This is a genomic window from Mucilaginibacter gossypii (assembly GCF_017569325.2).
Taxonomy (GTDB): domain Bacteria; phylum Bacteroidota; class Bacteroidia; order Sphingobacteriales; family Sphingobacteriaceae; genus Mucilaginibacter; species Mucilaginibacter gossypii.
This window is the reverse complement of record NZ_CP071878.2, coordinates 4,206,580-4,221,847: the sequence shown is the minus strand read 5'-3', so window position 1 is coordinate 4,221,847 and position 15,268 is coordinate 4,206,580. Positions and strand designations below refer to the sequence as shown.

Below are 15,268 nucleotides of genomic sequence, written 5' to 3'. Positions count from 1 at the left end.
TGTATTTGTATGGTGTATAAGATTTCTCTTTTGCCCCATCGGCTCAGCCACGGTTGCTTTATCGAAATGACGTTGTTATATAGTCGCTGAGGGGGCTTACAAGCCCTTCAATGTTTGTGAGGTGATATAATCCACCACGTCGGCAAAGTTATTGTTTTGCTGATAAATAGCCAGCTGCCTGTCGGCTCCGGTGCCATGCTCCAGGATATTGTGTACATATTGAAGGTCATCGCGTGAGCCAAGCTCATCAACTACATCATCTACAAAATCAAGTAGCTCCAAAATCAGCGAACGGGTGTTTACCTCCATTTCCTTACCAAAATCTATCATTTTGCCGTCGATACCGTACCGGGCTGCACGCCATTTATTTTCGTTAATGAGCGCGCGCGAATAGTTAATAAACTTCATGTTTTGAGCCCTGAGCTTGTACAACTTGGCACATAAAGCCTGGAATAAAGCGGTAAACGCAATGGTTTCATCAACCAGCATAGGGCAGTCGCAAATGCGGAACTCAATAGTTTCAAAGAAGGGATGTACCCGGATATCCCACCAGATTTTTTTGGCGTTATCAATGCAATTGGTTTTTACGAGCAGCTTTATGTAGCGGTCATACTCCTCTATACTGCTAAAATAATCGGGGATACCGGTGCGCGGAAACTTATCAAAAACCTTGGTACGGAATGATTTGAAGCCCGTGTTCCGCCCTTCCCAAAATGGTGAATTGGTTGAAAGGGCATACACATGCGGCAAAAAATAGCGCACCTGGTTGGCAATGTGAATAGCCATATCGCGCGACTGGATGCCAACATGCACATGCAAACCAAAAATGAGGTTGGAGCGGGCCGCCTCCTGCATCTCATCCACAATTTCAAAATACCTGGGGTTATCGGTAATCAATTGATGCTGCCAGTGCGAAAACGGGTGTGTACCCGCGGCGCCAATTCGCAGACCAATATCACCCGCCAGTTGCGCTACCGTGGTACGAAGCTTACTTACCTCCTTGCGGGCTTCCTGGGTATTGCGGCAAATATGTGTACCCACCTCAACCACAGCCTGGTGCATTTCGGCTTTTACCTGGTCTTCATGGATTTTTTGGGCTGCATCCACAATTTTTTGCTCATGCGATTTTAGCTCCCGCGATACCGGGTCAATCACCATAAATTCTTCTTCAACACCTAAGGTAAATTCGTTCATAATTGGTTAGGGTTATTACTTAAAAAAACGGTTGTCATTTCGACCGTAGGGAGAAATCTTATACGAATAGCTTATTGCGCGTACAGGATTTCTCCCCGTACCTCGTTCGAAACGACAACCCTTTTATTTATTTCTTAGCTGCCTTTTTAGGCTTAGGCGCTGCTTTTTCTTTTACGGCGGTAGCTTTGGCAAAAGGCTCTTTTACCACCGCGGTTTTTACTGCCGTTTCGTTCACTGCGGCAGCTTTTACCGCCGGTTCTTTTGCTATAGCTGCTTTTGCTGCGGGTGCTTTGGTTGTTTTGGTTTTCTTCGGTTTGCCCTCGTCTTCAATAGCATGGTCAACCACAGCCACGGAAACATCAGCTTTAACAGCCGCTTTTTTTGCAACTGCTACCAACGGCATTTTTGCAGCCGAAGTTTTTACAAATTCGCCCCAGGTAAGGTTGTCTAAGCCGTCTTTTTGTTTTTTTGCGCGTTCAATGGCATAATCGGCGGCTGTTTCAACCACCCATTCAAAGTTTTCCTGGCCTACGCTGGTAACTTCGGCGTCGGGGGCGGGGTTACAAAAATCAATAGCGTAAGGTATGCCATCGCGAACGGCAAACTCAACCGTATTGAAATCGTAACCTAAATATTGGTTTAGTTTTATGACATAATCTTTAATGGTGTCCAATAGCTTTTTAGATGCAGGTGCTTTACCATGCTCATAGCGCAGGTGGTGAGGGTTGCGCGGCTCATACTGCATAATGCGCACATGCTTGCCGCCAATGCAATAGCAGCGAAAGTAATCGTCAAAAACAATCTCTTCCTGCAGCATCATTACATGTTGTTTGGTTTTATCGTATTTGCTGAAAAAATCTTTCTCATTTTCCAGTTTATAAACTTCTTTCCAACCGCCGCCGTCAAAAGGTTTCATATAGGCAGGGAAACCTACATAGTTGAAAATGCCATTCCAATCTAACGGGTAGGCCAGGTTGCGGAATGATTTATTGGTGGTATCATCAGGCAGTTCCTTTGATGGCAGAATTACGGTTTTAGGTACAGGCACTCCGATTTTTACAGCAAGGGCGTTGTTAAAAAACTTTTCGTCGGCACTCCACCAAAAAGGGTTGTTGATTACCGCTGTACCGCAAATAGCCGCATTTTTTAGGGCTGCGCGATAGTAAGGCACATCCTGCGAAATCCGGTCGATGATCACAGCATAGTCAAGCGGTTCGGCCTGCATTACTTTATCGAGCCGTACAAACTCGGCACTGATGCCTTTTTCTGCTTTTTGGTTTACACGGTCAACAAATGCCTGCGGAAACGAATCTTCCTGTCCGAATAAGATGCCGATTTTTTTCATGATAGTAGGTGTTTATATGTTTGTTTTTCTTTGGGTTTCAGGTTGATGTAAATCCTGCTCTTTATTTTTCCATTTTTTAAACTCTTGCCTTTTATTTTCTTGTTCCTTGAATCCTGATCTCTTGTTTCTATTTAATCGTTGATAAATAATGCGGGAACATTTCGCGCCAGATGGGCCAGTCGTGATTGGCAAAGGGGCGGATATCCAGCCAGTGTTTAATGTCTTTTTGTTTTAAAATGTTTGAGAGCTGGATGTTATATCCTTTGCATATGTCATACTCGGATGTGCCGAGAACAATGTTCATTTGCCAAAGGTCATGATGGTTGCTGCCCGGCAAAAAATCGACCGGGTTGTTATAAAAAATGTTATCATCATAATAACCATCAGTAAACATTTTGATATCAAAAGCGCCGCCCATGGTAAACAAATGCCTAACCTTTTCAGGATGTTTGAATGCGAAATTGGCGGCATGATAGCCCCCAAAACTACAGCCGGCGAGAGCTACGTTGCCAACGCCTGTTTCGTGCATGGCCCAGGGGATGAGCTCGTTTACCAACATGCGATCGTACCCTGCATAAGTTTTGGCCCTGTCGGCCGGGTGAATGCTTTTGTTGTACCAACTGCGGTCGTCGATGGTATCGGGGCAATATATCTTCACCAGGCCATTGTCAACAAACCATTTTACACTCCCGATCAGGCCAAAATCTTTGTTTTGATAGTAGCGGCCTTTGGTAGTAGGGAAAACGATCACAGGATAACCGCGGTCGCCGAATACCAGCATTTCGAGGTCGGTGTTGGTGTTGGGTGAATGCCAGCGGTGAAATTTTTCGGTCAAAGCTTGTAGTTTTTATAATGACTGTAAGTTAGGAGGTTTGTTTGAAAAAGGCAACAGCCTGATAATATTAATCCTTAGCCGCCAAAAAGTAAAAAGTATAGCTTATTTTTGCGCCCTTAATTTTAATTTAGAAAGAGATGTACCCGGGTTGGCTTGATACTGAAATGACGATAACCGAACATGAAATAAATATAACCTCTGCGCTGCTTGAGCGGGAAGTGACCTTAACCATCCTGAAGCCGGAAGACAGTGATATCGCCGAACCGCTAAACATGCTGCTGCTTAATGACGGACAGGAGCTTGAGAACCTGGGACTAAAAAATACGCTTGAAATACTATATAATACCAATCGCCTTAAACCGGTGCTGGTTGTGGCTATTCATGCGGGTGGTGACCGACTTGATGAATACGGCATTGTCGGCAAGCCAGATTTTAAAGGCCGAGGTACTAAGGCTGGTTTATATACTCAATTTATAAAAGAAGAGTTGCTGCCGCAATTACAAGCTTTGACAGGCTTTAATGAGTTTGATATAACAGCTTTTGCTGGTTTTTCGCTTGGTGGTTTATCTGCTTTTGATATTGTTTGGAATAACCCGGTGTTATTTGATAAAGCGGGCGTTTTTTCAGGTTCGTTTTGGTGGCGGGGAAAAGACCTGGCCAAAGGCTATACCGATGCCGACAGGCTGATGCACCAGGTGATCAGGGAAACCAAAACCAAGCCGGCTATCAATGCCTGGCTGCAAACCGGCACTAAAGATGAAACCAGTGATCGAAATAAAAACGGCATTATTGATGCCATTGACGATACCATCGACCTGATTAAAGAAATGGAGATTAAAGGCTTTAAACGTCCTGAAGAAATTCGATATGTTGAAGTAGTAGGAGGTACCCATGATACAGCTACCTGGGGAAAAGCGATGGCTAAGTTTTTGGTTTGGGCTTTTGGAAGATAACGTATAGTTTTTGTAAATCAGCTTAATTAAGTTTAAGAACATGGTTAGTGTTGCACCTATAAAAAAGCTTGATCAATTGCCCCCTGATTTACAAACTCAGATAGAGAAAGATGTGGATAGGCTTTTGAAAAAAATTACTAATGCTGAATTGGTAAACAGCGATCAAACTATAAGAGGATATGGAAGTTTAAAAGGGAAAATTTGGGTGTCGGAAGACTTTGACGAACCGCTTGAGGATTTTAAAGATTATATGTAATGCAATTGCTTATAGATACACAAGCAATTCTTTGGTTTCAAGCTTCTGATGACAGACTATCTAATACAGTCAAGCAATCAATTGAAAACCCCGATAACCAATGATATATAAGCATGGCATCACTATGGGAGATGGCTATCAATGTTGCTTTAAAAAAGCTTAATATCGAAATTGGTTATGGGAATTTTTATAGCTATTTGATAGGGAAGCAATTTGAGGTTCTTGATATAGCATCTTATCATTTAAGTAAATTAATATCTCTGCCTCATCATCACGGAGATCCTTTTGACCGCCTTATTATCTCGCAGGCTATCTCTGAAAATCTTACGATCATTTCCGCTGATCAACCCTTCAAAGCCTGCCCTGCAAGCTTACTTTGGTAAACTCAATGTTAATTGTAAACAATAACCGCTAAATGCTTTATAATCTCATAATTTAACCTTACCTTTGCGCCAAATTTAGAGAGGCATTTTCATGCAAAAAATCAGAAATATTGCGATCATCGCGCACGTTGACCACGGTAAAACTACTTTGGTTGATAAAATCCTGCACAGCTGTGCCATTTTCAGGGACAATGAGCAAACCGGAGAGTTAATCCTTGACAACAATGACCTTGAACGTGAGCGTGGTATTACCATCGTTTCAAAAAACGTATCTGTAAGGTATAAAGATGTTAAGATCAACATTATTGATACCCCTGGTCACGCCGATTTTGGTGGCGAGGTTGAGCGTGTATTGAAAATGGCCGATGGTGTATTATTACTTTGCGACGCTTTTGAAGGTGCCATGCCTCAAACTCGTTTCGTAACTCAAAAAGCTTTGGCTTTAGGCCTTAAGCCAATTGTGGTTGTAAACAAAGTTGATAAAGAGAACTGCCGCCCTGAAGAAGTTTACGAACAGATTTTTGAATTATTCTTCAACCTTGAAGCTACCGAAGAGCAGCTGGATTTCCCGGTTATCTACGGTTCATCAAAACAAGGCTGGATGAGCACAGATTGGAAAAAACCAACGGAAGATATATTCCCGTTGATGGATGCTATCCTGGAAAACATTCCGCCTGCACCTATCGCTGAAGGAACACTGCAAATGCAGATCACTTCGTTAGATTATTCATCTTTCGTAGGTCGTATTGCTATCGGCCGTGTTGCCCGCGGTACTATCAAAGAAAACATGCCGGTGTCGTTGGTAAAACGTGATGGCACTATCCAGAAATCAAGGATCAAAGAACTTTACACTTTCGAAGGTTTGGGTAAAGTAAAAGCTACCGAAGTAAAATCGGGCGATATCTGTGCTGTAGTTGGTATTGACGGTTTTGATATCGGTGATACCATTGCTGATTTTGAAAACCCTGAGCAATTAGAGGTGATCAAAATTGATGAGCCAACCATGAACATGTTGTTCACCATCAATAACTCACCTTTCTTTGGTAAAGAAGGTAAATTTGTTACCTCACGCCACGTACGCGACCGTCTGTACAAAGAGATGGAGAAAAACCTGGCACTTAAGGTTGTTGAAACTGAATCGCCTGATTCATACCTGGTTTATGGCCGTGGCATCCTTCACTTGTCGGTATTGATCGAAACTATGCGCCGTGAAGGTTACGAGTTACAGGTAGGTCAGCCGCAGGTTATCGTTAAACACATTGACGGCGTTAAATGTGAGCCGGTTGAAACCCTGATAGTTGACGTACCTGGCGAAGTTGCCGGTAAAGTAATTGAACTGGTAACACAACGTAAAGGTGACCTGTTGATCATGGAGCCAAAAGGTGATTTACAACACTTAGAGTTTGAAATTCCTTCACGCGGTATCATCGGTTTACGTAACAACGTATTAACTGCTACTGCCGGTGAAGCTATCATGGCGCACCGCTTTAAAGCTTACGAGCCATGGAAAGGGCCAATCCCTGGCCGTTCAAACGGTGTATTGATCTCGATGGAAAAAGGCAACACAACTGCTTATGCAATTGACAAACTGCAGGACCGTGGCCGTTTCTTCGTTGATCCGGGTGTTGATATTTACGAAGGTCAGATCCTTGGTGAGCACATCCGCGATAACGATTTGGTGATCAACGTTGTTAAAGGTAAACAGTTAACCAACATGCGTGCATCAGGTAGTGATGACAACGTTCGTATTGCACCGGCTATCAAATTCTCGTTAGAAGAATCGATGGAGTATATCCAGGCTGACGAATACATCGAAGTTACGCCGCAAAGCATGCGTTTACGTAAAATCTACTTAACCGAAAACGAGCGTAAAGTAAACGCTAAAAGGTTTGTTAATCAATAATTTTCAATAAACAAGTATATAAAGCCCTCCGGTTAACCGGAGGGCTTTTTACTTATCAGCTTACCGTTATAAACTACTTTGCCATTTAGTTCGATGGTATAAACATACACGCCTGCCACGAGATTTACGGGGATGGTGTTTTGTAATTCATTGATGCTTTTAACCAGGGTTAACTTACCGTCGATGCTGTATAGTTTAAATTCGTAATTATTGATATCGCCGCTGATGATATTGATTTGGCCGGCAACAGGGTTGGGGTATATAACAAATTGGTTGGGCTGTAAATAAACAGCATCGGCTATGTTGGAGTAAATGATATCGCCGTTAATTGTGGTGAGTTTTGCCCGGTAATATTGTTTGCCCCGTCGGGGATTATTGTCGGCGTATATGTAATCCACCGCTGTACTAAGCGGGATTGTATTTAAAGTAACGTATTGGCCCGCAGCTGTTGTTTTTTCCCAGGTGATGGATTTAAGATTATAAACGCTGCCCAACTGCAGGTTGAGCACAATGGTATTGTTAACCACGTTTGCCAGTAGTGTTTTTACATAGCAGCCAACTCCCTGCGTGGTAGCATTAATGGTATAACTTTTTAGGCCTTCAAAGCTATTACCTGTGGCGCTCACCGCAAAATAAGTTGAAGTTTGTTGTTGCGCGGGTATAATGATGCTGGTATCGGCTGTTGATACAAGTTTTTGAAGCAGGTTATCTTTAATTGTATAAATGTTGTAGCCTATGCTTCCTGGCTGGGGTTTCCATTGCAGGAGTGTGCCACTGACGCAATTATACCCTATATCAAGTGTTAAAGGCTTTGAAATGCTGAACTCCGCGCTGGTAAAAGTTTGCCCCCCGATATCCATTTTAAGCATGGTTTTGGTAAAAACATCGGGCGTTGTCCAGGTATAATAGCGGTTTTCAAGGGTGGCATTATTAATGGCCTGCCAGGTTTGGCCATGATCATAGCTAACGCTTATTGTGCCCGATGTGGTATTGAAAGAGCTTTGCCATCTCAGGTAATTATCCTCGCCGGCAAAAAGCTGGTCGCCAACCGAGGGGTAGATCCATTCGAACAGGTTTGATATGGTCTCCTGATGAGCAATATGAAATTTTTGAGCACTGTTAGTAATCCTTCTGCCTTTAACATGCACTATGTATGTGCCGGCTGCCGGGTTTTGTAAAATTACCTGTTCTGCATTGTTTAAGGTATCTGTTCGTCTTTTTGCCGGGGCAGATAACGAATCGGCAGAGGGGAAGCTGCTGAGCACCCATGGTAAAATTTGCTGCCCGGATGGTGTGGTGACAGTAAGATCGAGATCATTTACCAATGCCCATGGTGCATTAACAGCTGCTGCGGGGTCATTCCAGGCTAACGAAACTTTAAGCTCCCTGCAATTTACTGGGACAGTTATGGAATAGTCTGTTTGTGTAGCATTGCTAACCGAACCGGTAAAAATGCGTTTTTCATTGATGGTGCGTAATGCTTCCAATGCATTCAACGAACCATAGCCTGTTTTATGGTTGGGGCCGGATGAGCCTGTTTCATCGGCCGAGTTGATGAGTACACTTTTTATAAGCGCGGCAGATGGCATCTGTTTGTATTGCGTTCTATAAGCTTGTTGCAGCAAAGCTACCGTGCCTGATACCAGGGCTGCCGCGCCAGACGTGCCATCTTCACCATCCGCGATCAATTCGGGTTTGATGCGGCCATCGTATGCTGGGCCGGCCGAGCTTAAGGATTCGGGGACACCCGTCCTGCCGGTACCGCCAACCACCAATACATTTTTAGCCTGCTTAAAGTCGCCGGAGAGATTGGCTACCCCGCTTATACCGCTGTAAACTCCGCTTTCAGGTGCCGAATTGCCGATATTGCCCGATGAAAATACATGCACCAGCGAATCATTTTCAAAAATCTGCTGATCGTAAGCGGCACTTTCGGCCCCGTAATAATTTTCAATGCCGGTACCGTACGAGTGGTTTTGCACCGAAATCCTGAATGATTTAAAAATGGCGGCGCTATCGGGCATTAATTGTGCAAAAGATGATGACGTGAAATTTACTTTGGGTGAAACTCCCAGGCCTTTGATATAAGAGTTGCCGTTGCCGCCTATGAGGGTTGCCATGGTGGTAGCATGGCCCGATGTGATATCAGAGGCTTTAAAGGATGTAAAGCTACGGCCTAACAGGTCGAGATCATTATCATAGCGGTCTTCTTTTACCGAAATGTTAATGCCGGAGCCGGTTATGCCCGGAAAATTAGCCACTATGGCCGACATGGTATTTAAACCAAGATCAATATCGCTAATGGCAAGTTCTGCATGAGGTTGGCGCACCTCATTGGCAAATAAAATATAGTCCTGCTGAAGTAAGGCAGGCAGGTTTTCTAATTTGATGTTAAGACGTATTAGGTTGCCGGTTTGACCTGTAATGGCTCCGGATTGTTGGATGTGGTTGATAACCGTGTCATTGACAGCGGTAACGGCAACCTCAACGGCTTGTGTGCGTGCCGGATGCTGCTTCCAGTTCTTCGCAAGGTTATCCGAAGCTTTCCAGATGGGGGAAGCGGCGCTGTTATTTATAATATTAGCATCGCTTTTGATAGCCGAGGCTGATGATACTACATAATAGTTATAGGAAACCCGTTTGATGATATTGTATTTCCGGTTATCGATATGTTCCGGATCTTTAAATTTTACAAGGTAATACTGGTTGGAATTTTTTTGCGGAGATAAAGATGTTGCCTTATAAAGTGAAACAATTGCCTCGTCGCTCATGTGTTTTTGTGACCATGACACTTTAAAGCATAAAAAAAGGAGTAATACGGTAACAGGTATTCTTTTTGTCATAGGCGGTAATATGATCAAACCAATAAAGGGGAGCTGCAGCATCCCCTTTATTGATAAAGCTATTTAGTTGAAATGTAAAAAACAACTATAGGCGCTATTAGTATAAATAGTTTAACGCTATCTGATCATTGGCATTAAACGTACGGTCGGTACCGCTTGAGCAGGCTAACATCCATGAGCCGGCATCTGCCTTGGTTGGTGTGCCCGGAATGTTGATAGCGCCTATGCCTGCCGAACCTTCGTTTACATGTCGGCCGCCGCAGCTGAACGCGCGGTTCATATAGTCGGTATGACGGAAACCGATACAATGGCCCAATTCGTGTTGAATAACTGATGTTACATAACCCAGATCAGGGTTTGTGCCATAAGCTTGTTCGTTGGTGTTCATCTGGATCTGGTTATACGGGTCGCCCGATGAAGTCGGGAAGCCTGATGAACCTAAGGTGATATAACCACCGCTTGGCCCCTCGTTAAAGCCGATGATGTCGATTGTGCCGCCGCTGCTAACCATTTGAAATTTAAGCGTGAGGTTTAAAGCATTGTAACGTGCAACTGCCGCGGTAGCCGCGTTAAGGTAAACAGTAGGCAGGTTTGTAACTGAGACGGTTACTGTTCTGGGCAGATTTTTAACCAGGTTTGTGGTACGGTACTGCTCAACATCGGCAATTCTTAAAGTAGGGCTGGTGCTTGCTTCGGCTAAATTGGCTTTAGTGAGCAGGATATCACCTTCAACAAGATAGCCATCGCCCTGCCTGCGCACTTCATCTGTGCTGAACCCTAAGTTTGTAATGCTTTTCAGTACATCATCCGGGATAGCGGTTGGGCTGGTGGTTGTAGTTTTGGCAGCCTTGTCTTTTGAACAGGAGAATAGTACAGAGATTCCGACAAGCACGCTTAGTCCGATCCCTAATAATAGTTTTCTTTTCATTGTTTTCGTTACGTTTTAGATGTAAAAGAAGAATTAATTTCAGCAGCCGGCCAGCGCTTTTAACTTATACGCAATATATAAATAAAATGTTATGGATTTAATAATAGAAAATAACAAAAAAATATTCTTTTTAGGAATTATTATCTTTTTATTTGATTAATATCGAAATTATAATTGTCATTTTGACTATTATGGCAATTATAGCTTTGTTTTAACCGAGCGGGTGTTTTTGGGAACAAACCCTGTTAATCAATTAAAATTTACCTTCGGATAGATAAGGTACCGCGTTTGCTTGACAGATTTTTTTTTAGTTTTAGCACCCGTTTCCCATAATCAATAACGGCTTTATATTTCATTAAAATATCTCCGCCCAAAACACCCAGTACCTGCGGGTGCCCCATTTGGCCGTAGGCCGTATTAATGGTGGAAAGATCCAGTACAGCTACTTCAAATTCGGCTATAGGCAAGTCGCCGATGTGGAGGTCACTTACTGTTGCGGTAAAAGATTCCATGGTATTAGTGCCGAGGCCCGTGGAGAGTTTATCGCTGGCTAAGATGTTCATGGTTTCATTGGCTTCGGCAAGCACCGTTTGATCAAACGCGGTTTTTGACGCGCCGGTGTCCAGCACCATGATAAAAGTTTTTTCAAACAATACGACTTCAACCAGCGGGTGGAAACCGTCGTCATGCAGGTCGATAATACGGAGCGGGACAGATATAATCATTGCAGGTATGCCAATTACAGATGTGCAAATGTGCAGATTAAAGCAGTGATTATTATTGATACTGTTGGAAAAAAATGCAGCGGGAACTTCAAGATTAATTAAACGCCATCTTTCATGGCATGATCTTTCAATTGTGATAAGGTTTAGGCTTTAAAGATCACCAACAGGGAAGTTAATTTTAACAAGGCCTTTTAGTTTCTTTATAGCGCTAAATTAGCATTAACCATTAAGCCCTGCAATACTGAAAAAGTGGTATATCAGATTGCGCGAAATTTATTAATAGCTTCTACTTTATTTTGTACCTGTAGTTTGATGTAGGTATTGCGGATGTGTTTTTTAACGGTTCCGGTAGAGATATCAAGGCGATCGGCGATTTCCTTGTACTGGAGGCCGCGGGCCAGGTGGTTAAGTACTTCAACCTCGCGGTCCGTAAGGCTTTCGGCAGCAGGGGCAGGCGGTTTATCGGCGTCGGCATTGAATGATGCTATGACCCTTCTGGAGATATAGGCGCTCATGGGCGAGCCGCCGGCCGCGATTTCGATAATGGCGTTCCTGATCTCATCGGCCGAAGATTCTTTGAGCATATAGCCGGTTGCGCCGCTCTTTAAGGATTCAAAAATATTGGTGTTGTCGTCGTTGATGGTGCACATCAAAAATTCGGCATCCGGGACAAAGGGCTTGGCCCGCCGTATAAATTCAATGCCCGACATGCCTTCGAGGTTTATATCCACTATAAAGATATCCGGTTTAAGCAGATCAATTTTTTTTAATACGGCTTCGGCATTGGGATAAGAACCAATTAAAGTTACGCCGCTCATATCATGAATAATCTGTTCCAGCCCACGCCGGTAGTGTAAATTATCCTCTAACAAAATTATCTGGAGCATGCTTTGCGGTAAATATAAAATGCTAATTTCCTAAATTATCCCGGGTTTCTTAATACCTATTATGGGGTATACGCTAAAGGTTTAGTTTAAGGCTGATGGATGTGCCTTTGCCGTGGGCGGTATCAATTTTGAGTTCGGCGTTCAATCTTTTTGCCCGGGCGTAAATATTCCGGATGCCCATGGTTTCGTGTTTGCGCATATCAGGGTCAAACCCGCGCCCGTCATCACGGATGCTGATCTGCAGCCTGTTTTTGTAAAGGTTGATTTCCAGAAACGCGTTTTGTGCCTCCGAATGTTTGACAATATTGTTTAATACTTCCTTAACAAGGAGGTATACCTGGCGCCTTTTTTCGCCGCTGATGGTAACCGGGGTTTCGCTAACGGAGGTATTTACATGAAGGTCAATATTGCTGTATTCAAATATTTTAATGGCTTGTTTATGAATAAAGCCGGCCAGGTTGCTTACTTCGTCGTTTTCGGCATCAAGGCTCCAGATAATTAATCTTACCTGGGTAGATATATCGGTAATGGCTTCATGAATTGCGTCTATCTCCTTAAAAGCGGGTTGATCGGCCGTTTTGCGGCTGAGCAATTCGGTCCTGAGCTTAATGCCGGAGATGCTTGCCCCTAAATCATCATGCACCTCACTGCTGATCCGCTGTCGTTCGCGCTGCAGGGCAAGTGCATTTTCATAGTCCTTTTTTTGTAAGCCGATGATGGATTGATAATATTTCCGTACCAACAGGAAAGCGATGATTATGGCACTTAATACTGCCACCACCTGCAGCCATAACTGTTGGTACCATAAAGGCATAACGTCAAATTTAAAAATAAGCGGCTGGCTTAACTGGTTAAAACGGTCGGCAGCCACGGCTTCTAACTCATAGTTTCCGGGGGGCAGCAGGTCGAACCGTTTTTCGCCGGAAGGCGCGACGCTCCAATTTTTATCAACCCCCTTAAGCCTGAAGCGGTATTGTATTTTACCCATACTTTTGTAGGATAGGGCAACGCAGTTAAATATAACAGGCCGGCCGTAAGTAAAGCTGCTTTGAGTTCCGGGTATCCCGTCGTTAATCAACACCGGTTTAGGCAGGCTCGTATTCCCTAAATTTTGAGTGACGGCTATGCCCTGATCGGTGGCTATATAATAATCATGCCCGTTCTGCACTACATCGGCCACGTTATCAGAGGGGAGCCCGTTACTGGTATTGAGCAAACTTATGCGGTAATTTTGATAATGATTATAGAAACTGATAATGCTTACACCGTTTGCGGTACAGACCCATAAAGTATTGTCATCTGTCCATACCAGTTTACGGATATCGCCTGAAAAAATAGCAGGAGATCTAAATTGAACAATTTTTTCGCCGGCCAGCAAAAACACCCCCTTTGCCTCGGTGCCTATCGCACATACTTCATTATTTGATGCCAGGCATTTAACAACATCAATCCCTTTATTGGGCAGTATTTTGGCGTAATAGGGAGTTTTGCTTGTGTTAGGTGTAAACTTATATAATCCGTAAAGTGAACCTATTAGCATGTTATTTTTATACCATGCAAGAGATGTCAAACGCAGATTTTCAAAAGCATAGCCTTGTTTATGCTTGAGCTGACCTGACGATGCAAGAACGGAATTTTGTGAAATAAAACAGATTTCTTTATCGGGCCGTTGAGCAATTCCTTTTATAGGGCCAAAGAAGTATTTTACAGAATGCCATAACGCCGGGTTCTTATTGGAAATATCCAATCTGAATAAGCCATTATCGGTACCAATCATGAGCCTGTTACCCGGAATTGTAAGCAGGCTGGTTATCCGGTTAAAGTCAGACCGGTTTTGATTAATGGATATGGTGCCTGTTAATGACGATTGATTTGTCCCAAGTTTCATATAACTCAGTGTGCTTAAAACATGCCCGGCAAACAGGTAACCTCCTGCAATACCCAGTTTTAAAACATCTTCATTGGCCAGCCCGCTTTCTTTGTTAATGATTTTTATTTCGGGATTGGTACATAGAAAAAAGCCTTTGTCATAGCTGCCAAACCATAAATTATTTTCCCGGTCAATAACCGTAGCGGTAGTGATGTTATTATTAAGGTAATTTTTCCGTTCGCCGGTAAGATAGTTAATAATGTAGGTGCCCTGTTTTACCGTTGTAACGGCAAACGTATTTTTGCCGGTAAGATACACTGAAGTTACGTTGCCGGTAAAAAAGATTTTATTGAGCGGGATGATCCCGGTTTTTTGATACCGATAAACATGTACCCAGTCTTTAGTTATCAATAGTAAATAATTTTGATGTAAAGCCAACCGGTAAGGTTTGATATTGTTATTGGCGGTTTGAAAACTTAACTGGCCGGCCTTAAGCTCTTCTTCGAGGATGTCAAGGTCGTTTTCAGATAGGGTGATCTCTTCTCCGTCAGAACCATAAATGTACCCGTTCAAATACCGGATAGCATGTCTTTTCGATTTTAACTCTTCAAAATGATATACTTTGGTACTAAGCCTGTAATTTACACAGAGCTCATTATAGCGGTTAAAAAAGAAATTGGCGAAGGGTAAAACGATTACTTTTTGAGATGAGTTAAGCTTATGTATAAGCCCGTTTTCATAGTAACATACCCGGTAATTATTACAGTAAAAAAAAATCCGGTGATAATTGTCCTCGGCAATCCTGAAACACTCATTGTTTTCCAGCCCATCGGCCGATGTGAAGTTTTTAAAGTGCTGGCCGTCGAACCGGCTCACGCCTTTATCGGTGGCCAGCCAGATAAAACCCCTGCTGTCCTGCATTAAATAGTTAACCCTTGAACTGGGCAGGCCATCAGGGGCGCTATAATTTTTCAGGTAAACTAACTGATATGGAATGTCGGCATATACCCGGCCCGGGAATAGAAACAGTGCTATTATTAGAAGTTTAAAAAAAAGGCTTTTTAGCGGCATTCTATAATTTGTATACATCGCTGCTTTTATCAATATGCAATGATACGGTGTATGGCTTTGTTTTGTTGTATCACC

General features: G+C 43.2%; 12 protein-coding genes. 4 read left to right on the top strand and 8 right to left on the bottom strand.

What is annotated here, in order from left to right:
- Positions 1-96 precede the first annotated feature (96 nt).
- From J3L18_RS17650 to J3L18_RS17640, 3 genes are all read right to left on the bottom strand, one after another.
- Entirely contained in the window at positions 97-1,194 is a 1,098-nt protein-coding gene (locus J3L18_RS17650) for a carboxylate-amine ligase (protein ID WP_090533867.1), read from the bottom strand.
- Positions 1,195-1,321: 127 nt separating this feature from the next.
- Positions 1,322-2,539 carry an ATP-grasp domain-containing protein gene (locus tag J3L18_RS17645; protein WP_129571467.1) on the bottom strand — a complete coding sequence of 406 codons (1,218 nt, stop codon included), beginning with the start codon at positions 2,537-2,539 and terminating at the stop codon, positions 1,322-1,324.
- A 127-nt stretch (positions 2,540-2,666) separates the two neighbouring features.
- Positions 2,667-3,374 (bottom strand): alpha/beta fold hydrolase, encoded by a 708-nt coding sequence (locus tag J3L18_RS17640; protein WP_091175839.1) that lies wholly within the window; start codon positions 3,372-3,374, stop codon positions 2,667-2,669.
- Positions 3,375-3,538: 164 nt separating this feature from the next.
- Here J3L18_RS17640 and J3L18_RS17635 point away from each other — a divergent pair, with 164 nt between their 5' ends.
- The 4 genes from J3L18_RS17635 to typA all read left to right on the top strand — a co-directional run bounded on the left by J3L18_RS17635 (position 3,539) and on the right by typA (position 6,869).
- Entirely contained in the window at positions 3,539-4,327 is a 789-nt protein-coding gene (locus tag J3L18_RS17635) for an alpha/beta hydrolase (RefSeq protein WP_223266283.1), read from the top strand.
- 40 nt (positions 4,328-4,367) lie between these two features.
- Positions 4,368-4,583 (top strand): type II toxin-antitoxin system VapB family antitoxin, encoded by a 216-nt coding sequence (vapB, locus tag J3L18_RS17630; RefSeq protein WP_091175845.1) that lies wholly within the window; start codon positions 4,368-4,370, stop codon positions 4,581-4,583.
- 113 nt (positions 4,584-4,696) lie between these two features.
- Entirely contained in the window at positions 4,697-4,966 is a 270-nt protein-coding gene (locus J3L18_RS17625) for a type II toxin-antitoxin system VapC family toxin (protein WP_129571465.1), read from the top strand.
- A gap of 91 nt (positions 4,967-5,057) precedes the next feature.
- A complete protein-coding gene (gene typA, locus J3L18_RS17620; protein ID WP_091175853.1) occupies positions 5,058-6,869 on the top strand; it encodes a translational GTPase TypA in 1,812 nt (603 codons plus the stop codon).
- 32 nt (positions 6,870-6,901) lie between these two features.
- Here the strand turns inward: typA and J3L18_RS17615 are convergent, their stop codons facing one another.
- From J3L18_RS17615 to J3L18_RS17595, 5 genes are all read right to left on the bottom strand, one after another.
- The gene (locus tag J3L18_RS17615) at positions 6,902-9,712 is read right to left on the bottom strand and encodes a S8 family peptidase (protein WP_189549457.1); all 2,811 of its coding nucleotides are present in this window, start codon (positions 9,710-9,712) and stop codon (positions 6,902-6,904) included.
- Positions 9,713-9,809: 97 nt separating this feature from the next.
- A complete protein-coding gene (locus tag J3L18_RS17610) occupies positions 9,810-10,640 on the bottom strand; it encodes a M57 family metalloprotease (protein ID WP_091175858.1) in 831 nt (276 codons plus the stop codon).
- 260 nt (positions 10,641-10,900) lie between these two features.
- Complete coding sequence (locus J3L18_RS17605) at positions 10,901-11,365, bottom strand: aspartyl protease family protein (RefSeq protein WP_223266282.1); 465 nt, start codon at positions 11,363-11,365, stop codon at positions 10,901-10,903.
- 257 nt (positions 11,366-11,622) lie between these two features.
- On the bottom strand, positions 11,623-12,252 hold the full coding sequence (locus tag J3L18_RS17600) for a LuxR C-terminal-related transcriptional regulator (protein WP_091175861.1): 630 nt from the start codon (positions 12,250-12,252) through the stop codon (positions 11,623-11,625).
- 73 nt (positions 12,253-12,325) lie between these two features.
- Positions 12,326-15,211, bottom strand: coding sequence for a sensor histidine kinase (locus J3L18_RS17595; RefSeq protein WP_208102424.1), 2,886 nt, complete (start codon positions 15,209-15,211; stop codon positions 12,326-12,328).
- Positions 15,212-15,268 lie beyond the last annotated feature (57 nt).

What these genes read in the sequence shown, in the direction of transcription:
- J3L18_RS17650 (WP_090533867.1), bottom strand. Translation starts at nt 1,194, where the DNA reads ATGAACGAATTTACCTTAGGTGTTGAAGAAGAATTTATGGTGATTGAC.
- J3L18_RS17645 (WP_129571467.1), bottom strand. Translation starts at nt 2,539, where the DNA reads ATGAAAAAAATCGGCATCTTATTCGGACAGGAAGATTCGTTTCCGCAG.
- J3L18_RS17635 (WP_223266283.1), top strand. Translation starts at nt 3,539, where the DNA reads ATGACGATAACCGAACATGAAATAAATATAACCTCTGCGCTGCTTGAG.
- vapB (WP_091175845.1), top strand. Translation starts at nt 4,368, where the DNA reads ATGGTTAGTGTTGCACCTATAAAAAAGCTTGATCAATTGCCCCCTGAT.
- J3L18_RS17625 (WP_129571465.1), top strand. Translation starts at nt 4,697, where the DNA reads ATGGCATCACTATGGGAGATGGCTATCAATGTTGCTTTAAAAAAGCTT.
- typA (WP_091175853.1), top strand. Translation starts at nt 5,058, where the DNA reads ATGCAAAAAATCAGAAATATTGCGATCATCGCGCACGTTGACCACGGT.
- J3L18_RS17615 (WP_189549457.1), bottom strand. Translation starts at nt 9,712, where the DNA reads ATGACAAAAAGAATACCTGTTACCGTATTACTCCTTTTTTTATGCTTT.
- J3L18_RS17610 (WP_091175858.1), bottom strand. Translation starts at nt 10,640, where the DNA reads ATGAAAAGAAAACTATTATTAGGGATCGGACTAAGCGTGCTTGTCGGA.
- J3L18_RS17605 (WP_223266282.1), bottom strand. Translation starts at nt 11,365, where the DNA reads ATGATTATATCTGTCCCGCTCCGTATTATCGACCTGCATGACGACGGT.
- J3L18_RS17600 (WP_091175861.1), bottom strand. Translation starts at nt 12,252, where the DNA reads ATGCTCCAGATAATTTTGTTAGAGGATAATTTACACTACCGGCGTGGG.
- J3L18_RS17595 (WP_208102424.1), bottom strand. Translation starts at nt 15,211, where the DNA reads ATGTATACAAATTATAGAATGCCGCTAAAAAGCCTTTTTTTTAAACTT.